Annotated in this window: 23 protein-coding genes; 13 read left to right on the forward strand and 10 right to left on the reverse strand. The window is 62.5% G+C overall.

The features are described 5' to 3' along the window. The first annotated feature begins 16 nt into the window (after nucleotides 1–16). From polA to AC1C2O_RS03350, 8 genes are all read left to right on the forward strand, one after another. Nucleotides 17–2,650 (forward strand): DNA polymerase I, encoded by a 2,634-nt coding sequence (gene polA / locus AC1C2O_RS03315; protein ID WP_495429026.1) that lies wholly within the window; start codon nucleotides 17–19, stop codon nucleotides 2,648–2,650. Between the two features lie 35 nt (nucleotides 2,651–2,685). Continuing rightward, nucleotides 2,686–4,362 carry a DUF885 domain-containing protein gene (locus AC1C2O_RS03320; protein WP_495429027.1) on the forward strand — a complete coding sequence of 559 codons (1,677 nt, stop codon included), beginning with the start codon at nucleotides 2,686–2,688 and terminating at the stop codon, nucleotides 4,360–4,362. Nucleotides 4,363–4,367: 5 nt separating this feature from the next. Further along, nucleotides 4,368–5,393 carry an LLM class flavin-dependent oxidoreductase gene (locus AC1C2O_RS03325; RefSeq protein WP_495429028.1) on the forward strand — a complete coding sequence of 342 codons (1,026 nt, stop codon included), beginning with the start codon at nucleotides 4,368–4,370 and terminating at the stop codon, nucleotides 5,391–5,393. Next, the gene (locus AC1C2O_RS03330) at nucleotides 5,390–6,739 is read left to right on the forward strand and encodes an MFS transporter (protein WP_495429029.1); all 1,350 of its coding nucleotides are present in this window, start codon (nucleotides 5,390–5,392) and stop codon (nucleotides 6,737–6,739) included. The genes AC1C2O_RS03325 and AC1C2O_RS03330 overlap by 4 nt, the downstream gene beginning before the upstream one ends. Before the next feature lie 43 nt (nucleotides 6,740–6,782). Further along, nucleotides 6,783–7,529 carry an SGNH/GDSL hydrolase family protein gene (locus AC1C2O_RS03335; protein WP_495431662.1) on the forward strand — a complete coding sequence of 249 codons (747 nt, stop codon included), beginning with the start codon at nucleotides 6,783–6,785 and terminating at the stop codon, nucleotides 7,527–7,529. A 44-nt stretch (nucleotides 7,530–7,573) separates the two neighbouring features. Continuing rightward, nucleotides 7,574–8,155, forward strand: coding sequence for a membrane protein YczE (yczE, locus tag AC1C2O_RS03340; RefSeq protein ID WP_495431663.1), 582 nt, complete (start codon nucleotides 7,574–7,576; stop codon nucleotides 8,153–8,155). An 11-nt stretch (nucleotides 8,156–8,166) separates the two neighbouring features. Then, nucleotides 8,167–8,898: a formylglycine-generating enzyme family protein gene (locus AC1C2O_RS03345; RefSeq protein ID WP_495431664.1), complete on the forward strand. Its 732-nt coding sequence runs from the start codon at nucleotides 8,167–8,169 to the stop codon at nucleotides 8,896–8,898. Nucleotides 8,899–9,000: 102 nt separating this feature from the next. Further along, complete coding sequence (locus AC1C2O_RS03350; protein ID WP_495429030.1) at nucleotides 9,001–9,264, forward strand: DUF6458 family protein; 264 nt, start codon at nucleotides 9,001–9,003, stop codon at nucleotides 9,262–9,264. 63 nt (nucleotides 9,265–9,327) lie between these two features. On the opposite strand, the gene AC1C2O_RS03355 is transcribed toward AC1C2O_RS03350, so the two are convergent. From AC1C2O_RS03355 to AC1C2O_RS03375, 5 genes are all read right to left on the reverse strand, one after another. Beyond that, a complete protein-coding gene (locus AC1C2O_RS03355) occupies nucleotides 9,328–9,531 on the reverse strand; it encodes a hypothetical protein (RefSeq protein WP_495429031.1) in 204 nt (67 codons plus the stop codon). Then, complete coding sequence (locus AC1C2O_RS03360; protein ID WP_495429032.1) at nucleotides 9,528–10,856, reverse strand: MFS transporter; 1,329 nt, start codon at nucleotides 10,854–10,856, stop codon at nucleotides 9,528–9,530. Before AC1C2O_RS03360 ends, AC1C2O_RS03355 begins: the two co-directional genes overlap by 4 nt. A 55-nt stretch (nucleotides 10,857–10,911) precedes the next feature. Continuing rightward, nucleotides 10,912–11,457: a GNAT family N-acetyltransferase gene (locus AC1C2O_RS03365; protein WP_495429033.1), complete on the reverse strand. Its 546-nt coding sequence runs from the start codon at nucleotides 11,455–11,457 to the stop codon at nucleotides 10,912–10,914. Further along, entirely contained in the window at nucleotides 11,454–11,960 is a 507-nt protein-coding gene (locus AC1C2O_RS03370) for a GNAT family N-acetyltransferase (RefSeq protein WP_495429034.1), read from the reverse strand. Before AC1C2O_RS03370 ends, AC1C2O_RS03365 begins: the two co-directional genes overlap by 4 nt. Nucleotides 11,961–12,054: 94 nt before the next feature. Continuing rightward, nucleotides 12,055–12,888, reverse strand: a complete 834-nt coding sequence (locus tag AC1C2O_RS03375; RefSeq protein WP_495429035.1) for a class I SAM-dependent methyltransferase — start codon at nucleotides 12,886–12,888, stop codon at nucleotides 12,055–12,057. Between the two features lie 90 nt (nucleotides 12,889–12,978). Here AC1C2O_RS03375 and AC1C2O_RS03380 point away from each other — a divergent pair, with 90 nt between their 5' ends. The 3 genes from AC1C2O_RS03380 to AC1C2O_RS03390 are packed head-to-tail and all read left to right on the forward strand — an operon-like array spanning nucleotide 12,979 to nucleotide 14,692. Continuing rightward, entirely contained in the window at nucleotides 12,979–13,671 is a 693-nt protein-coding gene (locus tag AC1C2O_RS03380; protein WP_495429036.1) for a winged helix-turn-helix transcriptional regulator, read from the forward strand. 46 nt (nucleotides 13,672–13,717) lie between these two features. Then, entirely contained in the window at nucleotides 13,718–14,134 is a 417-nt protein-coding gene (locus tag AC1C2O_RS03385) for an NUDIX domain-containing protein (RefSeq protein WP_495429037.1), read from the forward strand. 60 nt (nucleotides 14,135–14,194) lie between these two features. Continuing rightward, nucleotides 14,195–14,692, forward strand: coding sequence for a GNAT family N-acetyltransferase (locus AC1C2O_RS03390; RefSeq protein ID WP_495429038.1), 498 nt, complete (start codon nucleotides 14,195–14,197; stop codon nucleotides 14,690–14,692). A 67-nt stretch (nucleotides 14,693–14,759) separates the two neighbouring features. Here AC1C2O_RS03390 and AC1C2O_RS03395 read toward each other — a convergent pair whose 3' ends face one another. From AC1C2O_RS03395 to AC1C2O_RS03405, 3 genes are all read right to left on the reverse strand, one after another. Beyond that, entirely contained in the window at nucleotides 14,760–16,022 is a 1,263-nt protein-coding gene (locus AC1C2O_RS03395) for an amidohydrolase (protein WP_495429039.1), read from the reverse strand. 114 nt (nucleotides 16,023–16,136) lie between these two features. After that, nucleotides 16,137–16,937: a class I SAM-dependent methyltransferase gene (locus AC1C2O_RS03400; protein WP_495429040.1), complete on the reverse strand. Its 801-nt coding sequence runs from the start codon at nucleotides 16,935–16,937 to the stop codon at nucleotides 16,137–16,139. A gap of 39 nt (nucleotides 16,938–16,976) precedes the next feature. Then, nucleotides 16,977–17,534 (reverse strand): AAA family ATPase, encoded by a 558-nt coding sequence (locus AC1C2O_RS03405; RefSeq protein WP_495429041.1) that lies wholly within the window; start codon nucleotides 17,532–17,534, stop codon nucleotides 16,977–16,979. 130 nt (nucleotides 17,535–17,664) lie between these two features. Between AC1C2O_RS03405 and AC1C2O_RS03410 the strand changes: the two genes are divergently transcribed. Then, entirely contained in the window at nucleotides 17,665–18,081 is a 417-nt protein-coding gene (locus AC1C2O_RS03410; RefSeq protein ID WP_495429042.1) for a ribonuclease FAU-1 family protein, read from the forward strand. 308 nt (nucleotides 18,082–18,389) lie between these two features. Here AC1C2O_RS03410 and AC1C2O_RS03415 read toward each other — a convergent pair whose 3' ends face one another. Beyond that, complete coding sequence (locus AC1C2O_RS03415; protein WP_495429043.1) at nucleotides 18,390–18,839, reverse strand: GNAT family N-acetyltransferase; 450 nt, start codon at nucleotides 18,837–18,839, stop codon at nucleotides 18,390–18,392. 159 nt (nucleotides 18,840–18,998) lie between these two features. On the opposite strand from AC1C2O_RS03415, the gene AC1C2O_RS03420 reads away from it, so the two are divergent. Further along, nucleotides 18,999–19,385, forward strand: a complete 387-nt coding sequence (locus AC1C2O_RS03420; RefSeq protein ID WP_495429044.1) for an SRPBCC domain-containing protein — start codon at nucleotides 18,999–19,001, stop codon at nucleotides 19,383–19,385. Between the two features lie 33 nt (nucleotides 19,386–19,418). Here AC1C2O_RS03420 and AC1C2O_RS03425 read toward each other — a convergent pair whose 3' ends face one another. Continuing rightward, on the reverse strand, nucleotides 19,419–19,754 hold the full coding sequence (locus AC1C2O_RS03425; protein ID WP_495429045.1) for an HIT family protein: 336 nt from the start codon (nucleotides 19,752–19,754) through the stop codon (nucleotides 19,419–19,421). Nucleotides 19,755–19,844: the final 90 nt, after the last annotated feature.

A 19,844-nucleotide genomic window follows, 5' to 3' on the forward strand; every position in this document is an offset into this window, starting at 1 on the left:
TCGTTAGGCTGGCAGTGTGACGGACTCCGCAAAGCCTACCCTCATGGTCGTTGACGGCCACTCGCTCGCTTACCGTGCTTTCTTCGCACTGCCGGTCGAGAACTTCACCACGAAGGACAATCAGCACACGAATGCCATTTATGGCTTTCTGTCGATGCTCGTGAACCTGATCAAGGCCGAGCGTCCGACTCACATGGCGATCGCATTCGACACCTCACGACACTCGTTCCGCACCGATGAGTATCCCGAGTACAAGGCGACTCGCTCCGAGTCACCTCAGGAGTTCCGTGGGCAGGTTCCGATCCTGCAGGATGTCCTGGCCGCAATGTCGATCCCGGTTCTGACCAAAGAAGGCATCGAGGCAGACGACATTCTCGCCACGCTTTCCGTGCAGGGCGCTGAGCAGGGCTATGAGGTTCTTGTCGTTTCTGGCGACCGTGACACGATCCAGCTCGTCAACGACAAGGTCACCCTTCTCTACCCGTCGGTGCAGGGCGTCTCGCAGCTCAAGCGCTACGACCCCGCGACCGTTCAAGAACGTTACGGCGTTCGCCCAGAGCAATACCCCGATATCGCTGCGCTCGTAGGCGAGACCAGCGACAATCTCCCCGGAGTTCCGAAGGTCGGAGAAAAGACAGCCGTCAAGTGGCTCACACAGTTCGGCAGCCTCGATGAGCTGCTGGATCGCGCCGAAGAGATCAAGGGCGTCGTCGGCGGCAACCTCCGCGAGCACATGGATGACGTGCGCCGAAATCGCAAGCTCAACCGCCTGCTCACCGACGTCGAACTCCCGCTCGCACCTGCTGACCTCGCGGTCGCGCCGATCGATGCGCAGGCAGTCCGCGACATCTTCGCGCGACTGGAGTTCCGCACCCTGCTGCCTCGCGTGTTCGACGCAGTCGGTGCCGGTGACGAGGCTGTCCACGACGAGCCGGCCGTTGAGATGCCGTCGCCTGTCGAATCGAACGCGACCGGCCTGGCTCAGTGGCTCGCCGCGCAGAGCGACGAGTTGGGCCTCACCCTTGTTACGAGCGGCGGTGTGATTTCGCGAATCGGCGTCGCGAGCCTGACGGAGCTTCACGAAAGCGACTGGAGCGAAGGCGCTGCCGACGCGTTACGTTCGTGGCTCGAGTCCGACAGCTTGAAGGTGCTCAACGACGCGAAGCCGCAGGTGAAGGCGCTGTTGCGTGCTGGCATCCAACTCGGCGGTCTGAGCTACGACACGCTTCTTGCCGGATGGCTGTTGCGTCCGAGCTTCCCCGACAAGACCCTCGCGCATCTCGTTGGCCGCTACCTCGATGAGAAGCTCCCCGAAGCTGACCCCTCGCAGCTCGTACCAGAGACAGACGGCGCGACACCTTCGCAGGAAGCATGGTTCACGCTGCGTGCCGCCGCTGCGCTGCGCGACGATCTGCCAGAACCTGTGGCGACCGTGCTCACCGACATCGAGTTGCCGACGCTCCTTGCCCTCGCGGTCATGGAAGAGTCAGGCGTCGCCGTCTCGCACGAAGTGCTCTCGACGTTCTCGGGCGAACTCGCCAGCCGCACTGAAGGTCTCGCGACCGAAGCGTTCGCGCTCGTCGGCCGCGAGTTCAACCTTGGCTCGCCGAAGCAGTTGCAAGAGGTGCTATTCGAAGACCTGCAGCTGCCCAAGACTCGTAAGACCAAGACCGGCTACTCGACGGATGCCGCCGTGCTTGCTGATCTGCAGGAAACGAACCCGCATCCTTTCCTCAATCTGTTGCTGCAGCACCGCGAAGCGACCAAGCTGCGACAGATCATCGAGTCGCTCGACACCGCGATCCGCGATGACCACCGGGTCCACACGACGTATGTCCAGACGGGCAGCCAGACCGGGCGTCTTTCCAGCACCGACCCGAACCTGCAGAACATTCCCGTTCGTACTGAAGAGTCCCGTCGTATCCGCAGCGCGTTCCAAGTGGGCGAAGGTTACGAGACGCTGCTCACCGCCGACTACTCGCAGATCGAGATGCGCATCATGGCGCACCTCTCCGGTGATGAGGGCTTGATCGAAGCCTTCAACTCCGGCGAAGATCTGCACCGGTTCGTCGGCGCGAAGGTGTTCGGCGTTGAGCCGGCCGAGGTCACCTCCGCGATGCGCACCAAGGTCAAGGCGATGTCTTATGGGCTGGTATATGGTCTGAGCGCCTTCGGACTTTCGAAGCAGCTGCGCATCGAACAGTCCGAGGCCAAGAGGCTGATGCTGGAGTACTTCGCCCGTTTCGGCGCTGTGCGCGACTATCTGCGTGCATCTGTCGTGAAGGCGAAAGAAGACGGCTACACCGAGACGATCTTCGGCCGACGGCGCCCGTTCCCCGACCTCAACAGCCCGAACCGCGTTCTGCGCGAGAACGCGGAACGCGCCGCGCTGAACGCGCCTATCCAGGGCAGCGCCGCTGACATCATGAAGATCGCGCTGAACCACATCCACGGCGATCTGCGCGAAGCGGATCTGCGCTCCCGTGTGCTGCTTCAGATTCACGATGAGCTCGTTGTCGAAGTCGCACCGGGGGAGTGGGATCAGGCCGAGAAGATCGTCCGCACACGTATGGCGGATGCCGCCGAGCTATCGGTGCCGCTTGACGTGGAAGTCGGCCGCGGACGTGATTGGAACGAGGCGGCACACTAAGCGCTCGGATGCACGTGCGGCGCTACGCTGAGGGGATGACGACTACCCCTCGCACCCCCACCGCGATCGACAAGGTCGCAGAAGAGTGGGTCGACACGCTCTCTGTTCTAGCGCCCACGCTCGGCACGTACATTGGCCGCAATGAGGCGAACGATCGCTATGGCGATCTCAGCCCGGACGGACAGCAGCAGTACGCCGCCGAAGTGCAGAAGACACTCAATGCGCTCCAGGCCACGGCACCCGTCGACGCCGTAGACGAGGTCACCAAGGCCGATCTGGGCAGCGAACTGAAGCTCGCGCTGGAGTACCAGGAGGCGCGGTGGCATCTGCGCGACATCAACGTCATCGAATCTGCCGTGCAAGACATCCGGCAGGTGTACGACCTCATGCCGACGTCGACGGTTGACGACTGGTCAGTGATCGCTAAGCGCCTCTCCGCCGTCCCCGATGCGCTGCGTGGCTACACCGCGACGTTGAGGGAAGGCATCAGTCAGGGCGTTGTGCCCGCGCGGCGCCAGGTCGCTGAGGTCGCCGACCAGATCGTCCGGTACACCGCGGACGACGGATTCTTTGCCTCTTTCGTCGCTGGAGCGGCACTCGACGAGGGCGAGCTTCCGGCATCCCTCGCACGTGACCTGGCCAACAACTCGAACGCTGCCAGGGTCGCCTATGACGAGCTGCGCAATTTCCTCACCGGAACGCTCGCACCGGCAGCATCCGATGTCGACGCCGTCGGCCGTGACCTCTACGCCCTGAACTCCCGACGGTTCCTCGGTGCTGAGATCGACCTCGATGAGACGTACGAATGGGGTCGCGAGGAACTCGCGCGCATGGTCGCTGAGCAGACCGCGATCGCGAATGAGATCCTTCCCGGCTCGACCGTCGAAGAGGCCGTCGCGCACCTCGAGGCAGACCCTTCACGCAAGTTGCACGGCACCGCAGAACTGCAGCGCTGGATGCAGGAGACCAGCGACCGTGCGGTTGCTGAACTCGGCGCCACGCACTTCGACATTCCCGAGCAGATTCGCACGCTGGAATGCATGATCGCCCCCACGCAAGAGGGCGGCATCTACTACACCGGCCCGACCGACGACTTCTCACGTCCTGGACGTATGTGGTGGTCGGTGCCAGAGGGTGTCACAGAGTTCGACACCTGGCGCGAGCTCACCACGGTCTACCACGAGGGCATTCCCGGTCATCACTTGCAGATCGGTCAGGCGGTGTACAACCGTGCCGAGCTGAACTCCTGGCGCCGTCTGCTCGCTGGCACCTCCGGTCACGCTGAGGGCTGGGCCCTCTATGCCGAGCGTCTCATGCAGCAGCTCGGCTACCTCGATGACCCGGCCGACCGCCTCGGCATGCTCGACGGCCAGCGCATGCGCGCCGCACGAGTGGTTCTCGATATCGGCGTGCACCTCGGAAAGCCACGCCTCGACGGCACCGGCGTCTGGGACGCCGACTATGCGCTCGACTTCATGCGTCAAAACGTCAACATGTCGGATGAGTTCGTCCAGTTCGAGGTCAACCGCTATCTCGGCTGGCCAGGTCAGGCCCCGTCCTACAAGGTCGGTCAACGCATCTGGGAACGAGTCCGCGACGACTACCAGTTGCAGCAGGGCGACGCCTTCGACATCAAACAATTCCACAAGCGCGCGCTCGATCTCGGCGGCGTCGGACTCGACACGCTGCGCACAGCACTCCTGACGAAGTAGGACACATGGATATCGAGTTCGGACTCGACACCTTCGGCGACATCACGAAGGATGTCGCGGGCAATCTGATGCCTGCATCCCAGACAATTCGCCACATCGTCGAACAGGCAGAGCTGGCAGACTCCGTCGGGATCGACTTCTTCGGGGTCGGGGAACATCACCGTGTCGAATTCGCGGTGTCCGCGCCCGAGATGGTGCTGGCAGCGATCGCGTCACGCACCAACCGTATCCGGCTCGGTACCGCCGTCACAGTGCTCTCGTCTGATGATCCAGTGCGGGTGTACGAGCGCTTCGCGACGTTGGATGCTGTTTCCAACGGCCGTGCCGAGGTCGTGTTGGGTCGCGGCTCTTTCACCGAGTCGTTCCCGTTGTTCGGCTACGATCTGCGTGATTATGAAGCGCTTTTCGAGGAGAAGCTGGAGCTGTTCGTCGAGCTGCTCAAGGAAAAGCCCGTCACGTGGTCAGGCACGATGCGGCCAGCACTGGAGAATGCCGAGGTGTTCCCGAAGACCGAGAACGGGCTGCGCACCTGGGTTGGCGTCGGCGGAAGCCCAGAGTCAGTGGTGCGGGTCGCACGGCACGGACTCGGACTCATGCTCGCAATCATCGGCGGACCCGCTGTACGGTTCAAGCCTTTCGTAGAGCTCTATCACCGCTCGATCGCCACGTTCGGGACGCCGGAGCATCCGATCGCCGTGCACTCACCCGGCCATATTGCCTCCACCGATGAGGAAGCCTGGGATGCCGCATACTCGGGGTTCGAAGCGATGAACAACACAATCGGGAAAGAGCGTGGCTGGCCTGTGTACAGTCGTGCGCGATTCCAGAATGATGTCGGACCAGCGGGCGCAATCTACTCCGGCTCTCCAGAGCGTGTGGCGCAGAAGATCGCTGAGACCGTACGCACTCTGGGTATCGGCCGGTTCGATCTGAAGTACGCAACCGGAACGCTGGGGCATGAGCAGATGATGCGCAGCATCGAGCTGTATGGCACTGAGGTGATTCCGCGCGTGAGGGAGCTGCTCTCATGACGAACACGGTGCCGAGCAGGTCATCTCTAGCCGCACGCCTCGATGATCTGCCCTTCACACGCCGACACGCGCGCGTGCTCACCGGCTCCGGTCTGGGCTGGGCCCTAGACGCGATGGATGTCGGGCTCATCTCCTTCATCCTGGCGGCGCTGGCTCAACAGTGGGATCTGACCAAGGCAGAGAGCGGATGGATCGCCTCAGTCGGCTTCATCGGAATGGCGCTCGGCGCAAGCCTCGGCGGACTGCTCGCAGACCGTTTTGGTAGGCGGCAAGTGTTCGCGGTGACTCTGTTGATCTACGGGCTCGCCACGGGTGCGAGCGCGCTGGCCGGGGGTGTCGCGATCCTGCTGGTGCTGCGGTTCTTTGTCGGTCTCGGACTGGGGGCAGAGCTTCCGGTCGCGTCGACGTATGTCAGCGAGTTTGCGCCGGCACGCATCCGCGGTCGCCTCATTGTCATCCTCGAAGCGTTCTGGGCCGTCGGCTGGACGGCGGCGGCGCTCATCGGCTACTTCGTGATCCCGGCATCCGACGATGGTTGGCGGTGGGCATTCGCTCTCGGCGCGGTACCAGCGGTGTACGCACTCATCGTACGTTGGGGGCTGCCCGAGTCACCTCGTTGGCTCGCCTCTCGCGGGCGCATTGCGGAAGCCGAACGAATTGTCGCGAGCTTTGAAGCGGATGCGGGGATTGTCAGCGGCGACGCGATCCGGAAGGAGCCGGCGTCTCGAGCGATCGCGGTCACCACGGCGGCACGCCTGCGCGCGCTGTGGTCAACCGAGTTTAGGTTGCGTACCCTGTGCATCTGGCTGGTCTGGTTCTGCGTGAACTTCGCCTACTACGGAGCATTCATCTGGATACCGAGCATTCTGGTTGATGCCGGGTACGATCTGGTGCGTTCGTTCGGCTTCACGCTGGTGATCACCCTCGCCCAACTTCCCGGCTATGCCGTTGCCGCCTGGCTGATCGAAGTTTGGGGAAGACGGCTGACTCTCTCGGTCTTCCTGGTGGGTTCGGCAGTATCCGCGGTGCTGTTCGGCACTGCCAGCGGCGATGCTGCGATCATCGGTTCCGGTATGGCGCTGTCGTTCTTCAATCTCGGCGCGTGGGGCGCGCTATACGCGGTAACACCCGAGATTTACCCCACATCGTTGCGCGCGACCGGCTCTGGATGGGCCGCCGGTGTCGGCCGAATCGCGTCGATCATCGCTCCGCTGTTGGTTCCGGTGCTGCTCGCAGCAGGGGGAGCGCCCCTGCTGTTCGTCATATTCGCGGTCTTCTTTGTTATTGCGGCTGCTGCTGCCTGGGGTCTCGTGGATAGACGTGGTCAGGCACTCGATGACCGATGAGCTTCTGGGCCCAGGGCGGGCATAGGCTGGGGCAGTGACAGGTGTGAGATTCGTGGCGATCGGAGACTCGTTCACTGAGGGCGTCGGCGATGAGTTGCCCGACGGTCGAGTGCGTGGGTGGGCCGACATTGCTGCACAGGGATGGGCGAATGCTGCCGGGCATCCGATCCAGTACGCGAACTTCGCGATTCGCGGAAAGCTGGCATGGCCCATCATTCAGGAACAGCTCGAGCCCGCGCTCGCCCTGAATCCGACGCACCTTTCGTTCAACGGGGGTGGCAACGACATGCTGCGCCCGCGGACCGATATGGAGCACATTGCGGATACGTTTTCGCGTGTGCTGAGACGGTGCGATGAGCAGGGCGTCACACTCATCATGCTGTCGGGTGCGAATCCGGCCGGGCAGCTGCCGATGGGATCGCTCATTCAGCGCCGGGGCGACGAACTGTCGGCCGCGGTGTTGCGGCGAGTCGTGAATCGTCCCGATGTCATTCGCGCGCTCAACTGGCCCGACCGCGAGTTGTCGTCGCGGGAGTACTGGTCAGAGGACCGGCTGCACATGAACACCGCCGGACACCACCGGGTCGCCGCTCGCGTGCTGCACGGTCTGGGCTATGAGCCGCCATCGGAATGGTGGGCTCCTCAACACACCGCGATCGGCGGACCGTCGGGAATGGCTTATTATCGCCAGCACGTCGGGCCATGGGTCAAGCGTCGCCTGACTCGCACTTCATCCGGTGACGGCCTCACGGCCAAGTATCCGATCTGGACAGAGCGAGTGCCTCAGTGAGCCGCCTGAGGGGGCGCCGCATTCCACGGCGTTCCGTGCAGCTGATGGTTGGGCTGTTTCTCTACGGCATGGGTATCGCGTTCATGGTGCGCGGCGAGATCGGGGCTGCTCCGTGGGATGTGCTGTCGCAGGGCATCGCTCGCCACGTGCCGCTGAGTTTCGGTGTCATCACCATCCTGATCAGCATCGTCGTGCTCTTGCTCTGGCTACCTCTACGCCAGAGATTCGGGGTCGGTACGTTGCTGAACGCGCTACTCGTGGGGCCCTCCGCAGACATCGGTCTCTTCCTGATTCCAGTAGGACAGCCGCTGTGGTTGCGCGTCGGGTTCTTCGTGATCGGGCTGCTGGTACTCGCTGTCGCAACCGGACTTTACATCGGCGCGCACTTCGGTCCTGGTCCTCGTGACGGGCTGATGACCGGACTACACGCCCGCACGGGCTGGCCCATCTGGATGGTTCGGACCGGCCTCGAGATCATCGTCGTGGTCATCGGCTGGGCGCTTGGCGGAAACGTGGGCATCGGTACGCTCGCGTTCGCGCTGCTCGTTGGGCCGCTGTGCCAGTACTTCATGCGGATCTTCGCCGTGCGGATCGAGGAGCGTCCGCAGGAGGATGTCTCAGCGTGAACGATTTCGAGATGTCCCGCATCCCTGCTGGTTCCGTCACGTTGCACGATGCACGGCGGAAGACGCAGCGGACGGTGACGCTGGAGTCCTTCGAGATCGGTTCGTTCGCCGTCACAGAAGAGCAGATGGCCGAGGTCTTGGGCATCGCCTCTCGGCATCCTCGCCGTCCGGCGATTGACCTGAGCTGGCTACGTGCAGTGCGGTTCTGCAACGCGGCATCAGAATGGGAGGGGCTGGACCCCGCCTACACATTCGACGGTGAAGTCGTCACCTGGCACGTCGACAGCGACGGCTACCGCCTTCCCACCGAAGCTGAGTGGGAGTACGCCTGCCGCGCTGGTTCGACCACGCCACACTATGGCCTGCTCACCGATATCGCCTGGACTGCGGCAGACGGCGTGCGCACACCGCAGAATGTGGGCGGCAAACTTCCGAACCTGAACGGCATGTTCGACACCCTCGGCAATGTCTGGGAGTGGTGCTGGGATCTGCTGGATCCTGCGCGATATGACGAGTATCGCGTGTTCCGTGGCGGCGGATACGCGGATGACGCGTGGAATGTGCGCGCATCGGTCAGACGCGGGGGAGCGCCACGCATGCACCACGAGGATGTGGGGCTACGGCTCGCCCGTGGTGGGTTCGATGCAGTGGATGCCGCACAGGGCTGGTCGGCTGCAACGGACTTTGAACGAGCAACCGTGGAAGGGGCGCTGCCGTCAGGGTGGACACCTCGCGGACGCTGAATGTCAACCCGTTGTCCAGATTCTTTCGTCCTGTCATGCTCAGATGATCATCGGGCAACGCCCGCTGGAAGGTGTCGATGATCGGCACCGGGAGGGATTGCTATGAGTATTGGTACCGGAATAGTCCTGTTTGTCCTCGGCGCCATCCTCGCCTTCGCAGTGAATGTGGAAGTCGACTGGGTGAATCTTGATCTCGTCGGCTACATTCTCATGGGGGCAGGGGCACTCGTCTTCGTGATCGGTCTGATCTTGCTGGCGCGCCGTCGGAAGACGAATACCGTCACACACACGTCGATCGATCCGAACTCAGGGCAGCAGACGACGCGGGGAACGACATCTTCGACGGACGACACCGCAGCGCTCTGAGCGCGCGGGGTCAGAGCATCGAGCGTCTGAGTTCGTTCAACGCGTCTTCGACGATATCCGCGATCAGCTCGGGGCCAGAGATATACGGCGAGTGATCAGTCGCGATCTCAAGGCTTCGAGTACAGCGACGTGCCTGTCGGCAACCAGGGAACCACGGTGCAGATCAGGGGCTCGCACGTCATGCCCGCGCGAGCGAAGCACATCGGCGAGCATCGCCATGTGTTCACCCTGATGCCAGAGACCGTGCACCAGGACGATGTCACTCATCGCTTTCGCCGCTCGGGGTCAAGGCCGATGCGGATGCGGGTGCGCTTTCGTTCAATGATGATGAATGTGGTGCCGATCAACCACAGCGGCACCTGCATCAAGAAGGCGACCCGGAATGCGTCCAGCGAGTAGGTATCCGGCGTACCGGCTCCCTGAAGATCGAGCATGAGGCCGATGAGGAAGATCGCGATGAGGGCTGCGATGAAACCGCCGGCATTCGTTACGCCGGTCGCTGTGCTCAGCCGGTGCGATGGGTTGTGGGTGCGTGCATGGTCGAACGCGATCATCGAAGCCGGGCCTCCCGTCGCGAGGGCGATTGCAAGCATATAGAGAAGCCATGTCGGCGCGGGGCCGGGGAGCGCAAGGATGATTAGCCAGGCGATGAACTGGATGGCGATTGCGGGGAGTACGAGCGCAACCGTGCGCTGATTCGGGTTGCGTTGCGACAACGTTCCGATGATCGGCCCAAGAATCATGCCCGCAACGACATATACAGAGACGAGTGTCGCAGCATGCGCGGTTGACAGCCCCTGGCCGGCGGTAAGGAACGGTATGCCCCAGAGCAGCACGAAAGCAGTTCCCGCGAACGGGGTGGTGAAGTGCGACCAGAACGCCAGCCGCGTGCCTGGATGGGCCCAGGCCGCGCGGATGCCGACGCCGGTATCGATCGCAGATGTGACGACACGAATGACACCAGTGTCTGTGTTCACTGACACATCCGCGGTGCGCTCAGGCGGATGGTTTCGGATGATAAGGAAGACGAGAACGGCGAAAAGGATCCCGAGCCCAGCGATGCTGCCGAATGTGATCGTCCAGCTTGTCGCGTGCAACAGTGCGGCGAGCGGAATCAGCGCGATTAGCTGACCTGTCTGCCCGATAATTCCCGTGAACTGCACCATCACGGGGCCTCGTTGGGCGGGAAACCAGGTCGCCACGAGACGCAACACCGCGGGGAAGACAGCGGCATCACCTGCGCCGAGAAGAATACGGGCGAGGATTGCGACGCCAATACTGGGGGAGATCGCCATGACGAGCTGTCCTGCAGCCATCAGAACCATACCGATCGTGATGATCGGCCGCGCACCGTATTTGTCCAGAAAAACGCCGATCGGGATCTGCATTCCGCCGTAGACGGCGAGTTGGACGACGGCAAACAACGACAGCGTTGAAGCGTCTGCTTGGAAGCGCTCCGCAGCATCCACACCGACGGCGCCGAGCGAGGTGCGGTTGGTGATTGCGAGTACGTATGCGGCGACGCCGACTGACCAGATCAACCATGCCCGCCATCCCGGTGTAGAGAGGGGAGAGTGGGAAACGGAAGTCACGTCTCTACGCTACTCCTGGCCGGTGCCCCTCTCCGTCGCCCCGGGCGGGAGCCGGTCAGCGCAGGCGTCGCCCGAGGACACAGAATGTGGGGGAATTGTTTATGTGCGCGTCGGTGACGATCTCCGCCCATCCCTGAGCTGCATAGAACTTCCGCGCGGGAAGAGCTGCCGAGTCGCATCCGAGCACTGCGGTGTCATAGGGCAGATTTTTCAGCACAGCGTCCATGAGCGTGCGTGCCAGTCCACTGCGTCGCTGGGCGGGAGACACGGCAAGTTCGACGACCGCGAAGCACTCGTCTCGCAGCCACGTGACCCGCTCGTCGGGAGTGAGGAGTTCGACGATGTGGTCGCGCCACCAATCGCCAGCGGCAATTCCCGTACCCATTACAAGGCCAGTGAGCTCGACGCCCTCCCAGGCAAGGATGAGGCGGAAATGCGGCTTAGTCGCGCCGTAACGGTGCACGCGTTCGATGAAGCTGGTTCGGCTCGCTTCGACGTCGTCATCGTATGGAGGCTCTGTGAACGTCCGCGCGTAAAGCTGCGCAGCAGACTCGAGTTGCGCGTTGCTCCCGTCCCATCCAGCGATGCGTTGGCCGGTCATGCGAGGTCCTGGCGAACCAGCGAATGGATCACGAGGTCGGTGCGGCCCGCGTCTGTGAAGCCGGCGTTGCGCGCCGTTCCTTCGCGGGTGAAACCTGCGCGTTCCGCGACCCGCTGCGAAGCAACGTTGTCGGGGGAGATCCGCACCTCGATGCGCTGAAACTCCAAAGCGCTGAGCAACCACGTCGCAAGGGTCCGAACGGCGGCGGTCATAACCCCTTGACCTCGATGCGCTGGCGCCGTCCAATAGCTGAGCTCCAGCGTCTGTGCGCGCCAATCGACCCGTTTTGCGTCAAGGCTTCCGAGCAGGTCGTTATTGCTGCGAATAGCGACCACAAGCCCGCGACCGGATGCGCGCAACTCCTCCGATGTGTGGGTGCACCAGGCCTCCGCGATCTCCTTCGTGTAGGGATCGGGGAGTGGTAGCCACCGCCTGACCTCCGGGTCGCGGAAGCACTCGACCAGTGCATCCGCGTCCGATGAGATGAGGGAAGTCAGACTCACGCCGGGTTTCACCACAAGATCAGGATTGCGAAAAGAGGGCACTGACACATCCTCGCGCAATGATGCTGTTCCGGAAAGCTGAGTGTTGCTCCGCTCAGGCTGCGCGCGCGATCACGAGCAGGTACTCCCAGTTCATCACTCCGTCGTTGAGATGGCGCTCTGCGAGTGCGACGAGTGCGGTATCAAGCGCTGCCAGCCGCGCCGAGTCTTCTGCGACTGACCGGTAGGCTGCGGCGGTCGGACCATAGAAGTCACGGAAGAAGTCACGGAATTCCTCTGCCGTAGCGAATCGATCGACTTCCAGCTGCCGTCGCTCCGGCGCGAGGTCTGTCACTGTGTCTTTCAACAGATCTCGTACGTGTCCTTCGTCGCCCCAGAGAGGAGGCGGCTGAACTCCTGGAGGAGGAGCGGGCATGAACGGTCTCATAGTCGCGAACAGCTGGCCAACGAAGCCCTCAGACGTCCAGTTGATCAGAGCCAACCGTCCAGACGGTCGAAGCACGCGTGTCAGCTCGTTTGCCGCCAGATCATGGTGCGGAGCGAACATGACACCCACGCAGGAGAGCACGACGTCGAAAGAGTCGTCGGCATAGGGGAGCGCTTCGGCATCCGCCTCGTCGAACGTGAGATCGACGCCCTTCGCCGCAGCGTCGTGACGAGCGATCTCGAGTAGTTCAGGTGTCAGGTCGCTGGCCACGACGGATGCCCCCGTGCGCGCGGCCTGGATGGCAGCGTTGCCCGTTCCGGCGGCAACGTCGAGCACGCGGTCTCCGGACTCGATCTGCGCCGCGGCCACGAGCACGCGCCCGAGCTCGGGTATCACTTCTCTGGCCACGGCGGCGTAGTCTCCGAGGGCCCAGACCGCCCTGTGCTTCGCCTTCAGGGCACGATCTGCTTCGGCCTGGGGGTTTCTCGTTGTGGTGTCCATGATGTCCTCCTTGTTGTGACTCTCCTCACGCTACGAGCGGCATTGAAACAGCTCTAGTATCGGATCTGTACCAGGTCTATCGTTTGTTTCGTGGGAGCCCCGTACTACCAGTTTTGCCCCGTCGCCAAGGCGATGGAGCTGTTGGACGAGCGCTGGACGATGCTCCTGTTGCGCGAACTCCTGCTCGGCACGGAGCACTTCAACGATCTGCGTCGCGGGCTCCCGCGGATGTCGCCGACGCTGCTTTCACACCGTCTGGATCAGCTGCAGCGGGCCGGCCTCATCGACAGGGTCCGCCAGGGAATCGACGTTCGCTATGTGCTGACGCAAGCAGGGTTTGAGCTGCGACCCGTCGTCGAACAGCTCTCCATGTGGGGCATCCGGTGGATCGGTGAACTCGGCGACGCCGATCTCGACCCGAAACTGCTGCTCTGGGACATGCACCGCAACATCGACCATATGACCGTGCCTGCTGCGCGCACCGTCATTGCGTTGCAGTTTCCCGACGCACACCCGGCGCAACGGCGGTGGTGGCTCGTCATCCAAGACGGCGATGCCGATGTCTGCGATGCGGACCCAGGCTATGACGTGAGCGTCGAAGTGCGATGTTCGTTGCGTGAGCTGACGCGATTCTGGCGTGGTGACATCGAATGGACGACGCTTCTGCTGACCGGTGATGCCACGACGATCGGGCCGAGCCATCTCCAACAGGCGTTGCCCTCATGGTTCACCCGACCGGCATACGCGGGTGTACCGCGTGTGTTGGCCGCGGGACCCGGGTGAGTGAGCAGTACCCACACCGCGTCGCGTCGCGTCCTAGACTGTCCGGATGTCTGACAATCCGACGGTCGCGCCGCGGGTTCGCGCTGTGGCGGTGGTGTTGGCAGGCGAGACAGCTCTGGTGATCCGACGGTTGCGTGCAGGTCAGGAGTATTGGGTGCTTCCCGGCGGCGGCGTAGAACCCGGCGAATCTGCGGAGGATGCCTGCATTCGCGAACTCGCCGAGGAGACCGGGCTGATCGGCACGATCCGCCGGCAACTTGCTGTTTCGGCCGACGATGCGTACTACGACGTGGATGCCGCGGGCGCTCTGAATCTGGGCGGACCCGAATTTAACAGGCAGACCGAGGACAACCTGTATGAGCCAAAGTGGATGGCTGTCGATGAACTGCTCGGGGGAAAGCTTGTTCCGGCGGCCGCGCGCGAAGCGTTGAGTTCAGTGCTCGGCCTCCACACTCGGCGATGATCCGTGGTGGTCGCAGCAACTTGATCACCTCATGTCGGTCCCTCATGTCATGCTCGGCAGATGAGTGACATCCAGCTCCGCCGGTGGGCAGATCACGACGCTGATTTGCTCCGCCGAGGCAATACTCCAGCGATGACGTTGCATCTTGGCGGCCCTGAGACAGAAGCGCAATTGGTCTCACGTCACGAGCGCTATCTGCGTGTCTGGGAGACAGGTGAGGGGCGTGCGTTCGTGATTGTCGACGGCACTGAGCTCATGGGCGTCATCTGCTATTGGAAGATGACCTGGCGCGATCAAGATGCCTTTGAAGCAGGCTGGTTCGTTGTTCCGGAGGCACAGGGGAGGGGAGTGGCATCCGCCGCGCTCGGCCTCCTGCTCGACGATGCCCGAGCGCACCCAGAAGGTCGGCGGATGCTGACGGCATTCCCCGATGAGGGGAACGTGCCGTCGAACGCAGTCTGTCGGAAGGCGGGATTCACACTCGCGGGTCAGACAGCCGGGATGTTCCGCGGAGCTGAGCTCATGATGAACGAATGGGTCTTCGACCTGACCGCGTGAATGCACGATGATGGCCAGCGCCCCTACGTGCTGGCCATCATCCTTCACATTTGGGGGAAGCGAGCTTTCACGCTGCGGGAAGCCAGTTCCTCGCAGCGACCACGAGTGCCGTCACCCCGAGGGTGAGCGTCGGTTCGATCACAGGAGCATAATGCGGCGAGTGATTGGAGGGGATCGTGAGCATTGCGGGATCGTCCATGCCGCCTGTCGTGAACAACGACGGGTCTGTTCCGCCAAGCAGCCAAAACGAAAGCGGTGCACCGGAACTGGATGCCAAGACGCCGACATCTTCGCTACCGGCACCGGCGCCTGGGTCGATGATGTTGTCAGCGCCGAGCCAGTCGCGGAAGGCATCGAGCGTCCTGCCCAGCGCGGTGGCGTCGTTGATCACCACGGGGAAGCGTTCGATTGGCGTGATCGTCGGGGCGGCTGGTGCGCCGGCCGTTTTCGCCTCACCATCCGCGATCCGTGCCACCGAATCGAGGATGTGCTGGCGAACCGTGGGATCGTAGCTGCGGATGTTCAGCTGCAATTCGGCTTGATTGGGGATTACGTTCGCGGCATCACCGGAGTGGAATGAGCCCACTGTGAGCACGGCGAGGTCCGTGCTCGCTAGCTCGCGCGAGACGATGGTTTGCAGTCGCAAGACCGTCGCCGAGGCCATGACGATCGGGTCGATCGAATTCTGCGGCATGGAGCCATGGGCGCCTTTGCCAACCAGCTGTACCCGCAGCGAATCAGAACCCGCATAGGCGGCGCCCGCGTGCGCGGCGATTTTCCCGGCGGGGAGAGGAGCGACATGCTGGCCGAGGATGACGTCCGGAGTGGGGAATCGGTCAAATAGTCCGTCGTCGACCATCGCCTGAGCGCCGGCGCCAAGTTCCTCCGCGGGCTGGAACACGAGCATCAACGTGCCCGACCAGCTGGAGCGGTCGCCAGCGAGCGTGGCTGCCGCACCCACCAGGCATGTCGTGTGCACATCGTGACCGCACATGTGTCCGACGCCAACGGTCTTGCCGTTGTCATCCGTTGCAGTTGCAGTACTCGCGTAGGGGAGGCCGGTCTCCTCCGTGATGGGCAGCGCATCCATGTCCGCGCGTAAGAGCGCCGTAGGGCCGTCCCCGTTGCGAAGTATCGCGACCACACCGGTCTTGCCGACCCCCGTGGTTACTTCGAATCCGAGGCCCGTCAAACGCTCGGCCACGGCCGAGGAAGTGCGCAGTTCTTGGAAGCCCAGCTCCGGGTGCGCATGAAGGTCCTTGTAGAAGGCGATGAGGCTCGGGTCGACCACGATGCCATCAGCATTCGATCTTCCAATGTGGCTGTTCATAAGATCTCCTTAATGGGTCTTGAGCGGCCAGCCAAACATCTTCCGTGGCGATGCGACAGGGCCTTGCGGTCGCACGCTGCCTCCTCTACATTCGCCCACATGATGGCCGTCAGGTCAGATCGGACGATGGGCGATTGCGATCAGATGCAGGCTCTGATCGCGGATGCCGGGAATCGAGGAGGCGGCGCGTGCAATGATCAGGGCCGCGTTGCGAAGTTCGTCATCAGCTTCCCCGACCACCTCCAGGAACGCTCCCGCTGGCCCCTCAACTCCGACAACTTCGCTAACTTTAAACCCGACAGCATCAATCTCCTCGTGCAGTTCTTCCGCGGTATGGAAGTGCCCGGCCGGGAATCTCAGCCGCGGGCTAGGAACTCCCTCGACCACCAGCGCAGCCCAGTCATCTGGCATCCGTGCAGGAGCCGTCTGAGTCAGCGACAAGCTTCCGAACGCAACATATCGCGATAGTGCCGCGGCGATCAGCACGCCACCGGGCTTGATCACGCGGGAGGCTTCAGTGAGTGCCAGGCGGCGGTCCGAGGCCGAGTACAGGTGATATAGCGGTCCGAGCAGAAGTGCTGCGTCGAACGTTCCGCTAGAAAATGGCAAGTCACGCGCATCTCCTAGATGCGCTTTGAGACCAGCGGCTCGCGCGGTATCCACATGTCGTTGTACCGGATCGATCAGCTCGACGTCGTATCCGTCAACTTGGAGCGCCTTCGCGTGCACGCCCGAACCGCCGCCGATGTCGATCACACGACCGGCTGGCGCGTGATCGCGAATCAGCTCCTGAGTGCGCTGAAACTCAAGTGGCCCTTGCGCTGAGCGCGTCGTGAGCCTGGCGTTCTCGTCAAAGATCTCGTCGTAGTACGTCTGGATCCGGGCGTCGATGTCGCTCTGAGCGCGTGTGGGCATACGGGGATGGTACCGATACCGTCACTGCGGCTGTCCTCGTCACGAGCCGTGTTTCGAGATCGAACGTGGTGCACGGTGCTGACCGAGGTCCTGCAGAATGATCGACACGAGATTGTCGGCTGTTACTTCCGGGCCAACTCGATGCTCGTCGTACCAGGGGAGCGGTTGCCACCCGTCGTGCCACTCACGGATCTTCTCCTCGCTGATAACGCTCCCGAGTGGTCGGTCGGCGTGGCGTCGAAGTGTCTCCTCGAGACCGACATCGAACTGGTAGATACGTGTCAGGCCCCGGTGGTCGCGGTGCAGACGCTCAAACGGTTCTGCGTAGTCGCGCAGGTTGAAGATTCCGTCCAGGATGACGTCGTACCCGAGATCGAGGGCCTGCCGCGCTGCGCCGACGATCAGGATGCTCGCGTCCTGCGAGCGTTGACGACGGTCTGTGTCGTGCAGTAACTCGCGTCGCACGTAGTCTTGATGAATCAGCGCGACCCGCGAACCGAGCTTCGGTCGCAGCGCGGTCGCCGTCGTCGTTTTTCCCGAGGCAGAGTCCCCTCGGATGATCACGAGACGCGTTGATGCGCTGCCGATGCGAGCCATCGCCCCATTGTCGCAGTTGCGACGAAGAGTACCAGGCGCGTGTCGCATCAAATCTATTCGTGATGGCTGCTGTCGGGATCGTCCCATGCAGCCGATCTGATTGCGGACATTCCCAAGTAGGCTCGGGCCCATGTCCACGCCAACAGATTTGCTCCGCTATCTGTACCCGGATGGCCGACCTCAGGCAGCGTTGCCGATGTATGTCGTTGAGCAGGAAGATGACCTCCTCGTTGGATGGCTACCGACTGAATCCGAGATCTCGTACTGGTCGACATCTGAGGGAGCTGACCCTCGCACGGTTCCCCTTAGCGGGAGGTTCAAACAGTTGCTCACCACAGTGCGACGTACATGGAGCGGCGGTGGCGTGCTTCGCGTGATTCCATTTGACGAATACTGGCAGGTTCTACATTTCTGGAATCCTGACTCCGGGGAATTCTTAGGCTGGTACGTCAACCTCGAATCAAAGAAGACTCGCAGCGAAGCATCCATCGACGCCGTCGACTGGCATCTCGACCTCGTCATCTCTCCGTCGATGACGGTCACGTGAAAAGACGAAGATGAGGCGGCGGCAGCGGTAGACACTCCATACCTCCGAGCGGAAGACCTGCAGTTGGCTCGAGAGGTCGGCGAAGCAATTGCTGCCAACCCGCAACGTCTTCTCGATCGAATTGGCGACTGGCGAGGCTTCCGTCCCTCGACCGACTGGACGGCGCTCAAACTTCCGAGCGTGTAGCGGAGAACGAGCAGTTTGCCGCGTGCTCGCCCCAGTCCCCAGCGGGTACTCGTGTCCTGCTTGTCGACAGCTCCGCATTCAGCCCTCGTGCGTGGGTAAACCCACGCTGCCGCTGGAGCCCTTCACAGGGGCAGCTCGAGAAGCAGCTCTGAGTTGGCCCACCCGATTCGGCGGTAGAACTCTGCACCCATCACGCTGGAATGTAGGACGATCTTGCTGAGGCCCCGCATACGTCCTTCGTCGACGAGCGCGTTGATGATCGCTCGCCCGACCCCGGTACTTCGCTGCTCCGGGAGGACATAAACGCTTTGAATATCGCCTGAGCGGCGGTCATGCTGATTCGGCGTCGGAAGTCGATCGACGACAGCCAGCCATCCCATCGCGATGACCACGCCGTCTTCGCGTTGCGCAAGTTTACCCACGACACTGCTCGCATGAGCCTCGACCCATGTTGACAGTCCGGAAGCGTAGGTGCCGGGGTCTTCGATTGCGTCCCCACGCTCCTCAGCCCATCGCAATCGCAGAGTCGCGATCGCCGATGAATCATCAGGGGTCGCATTGCGGATGAGCATTTAGCGATTTTACCCAAGGTGGTCAGGCTCGGCCGACGCCACCTGTCACGACACTGCTGGTTCGGATATCAGGCACGAGACGTTCAGCATCACCCGAAGCTTTGAGGTTGATCGAGTTGCGGCCTTCACGGCGTTCGCAGACGATCGGATCCGCCGACGATGGATCCGACTACCAGGCACGGGGCTCGCTATGATCATGACTTCCGTGTCGGCGGGGGAGAGGATGCGAGGAGCACCTTTCGTATGCCCGACGGCCAGTCCGAGGGTCTGCGGAATCGTTCCCGCTACCTAGACATAGTTCTCGACCGCCGCATCGTCTTCGTCTATGAAGCGATAGTCGACGACGTGGTCCGGTGGGCATCGCTAGTGACGGTGGCATTCGCTGATGGCGAAGCCGGAGGAAGCAGCTTGACTTGGACCGAGCAGGTCGCATTTCTCACCCGTACCGGCGACGGCAGCGCCGACCTGCCTCATCTGCGCACCGGAACGATGCTGCGCCTGAATGGCCTTCCCGTCGCCCTCAACGCGGTTCGACCAGAAATGTGACCTGCAAATAGCATCATCCTTGGCGCACGTGATCTAGAGCACAGCGGCCAATATGCTCGCGCGTGCAGCAATGGCTTCAGCATCGACCTGCATGCCGGGCTCGAACGGCAGCTCCATCCGATCCTTACCCTTATCGCGATAGCGCGGGATCACGTGCAGGTGGAAATGGAAGACGGTCTGCCACGCGTCGGTGCCGCAGCAATTGAGCAAATTGACCCCATCAGCACCGAGTTCGGACAGCGCCGCCTTGGCGATGCGCTGGGCAGCCAAAGTGGTGGCAGTCAGATCCTCGGGGGAGATCTCGACAAGGTCGGCACTGTGCCGCTTCGGGATTACCAGCAGGTGACCGTTCGAGCCCGGATCGCTCACACCGGCGATACTAGCGAACCATCAGACGTCTATGAAGTTGCGGACGATCGTCAACAGGGTGCCAATCCTGGAGGTTATCGATTTATGATC

Source organism: Microbacterium sp. Y355 (assembly GCF_059445345.1).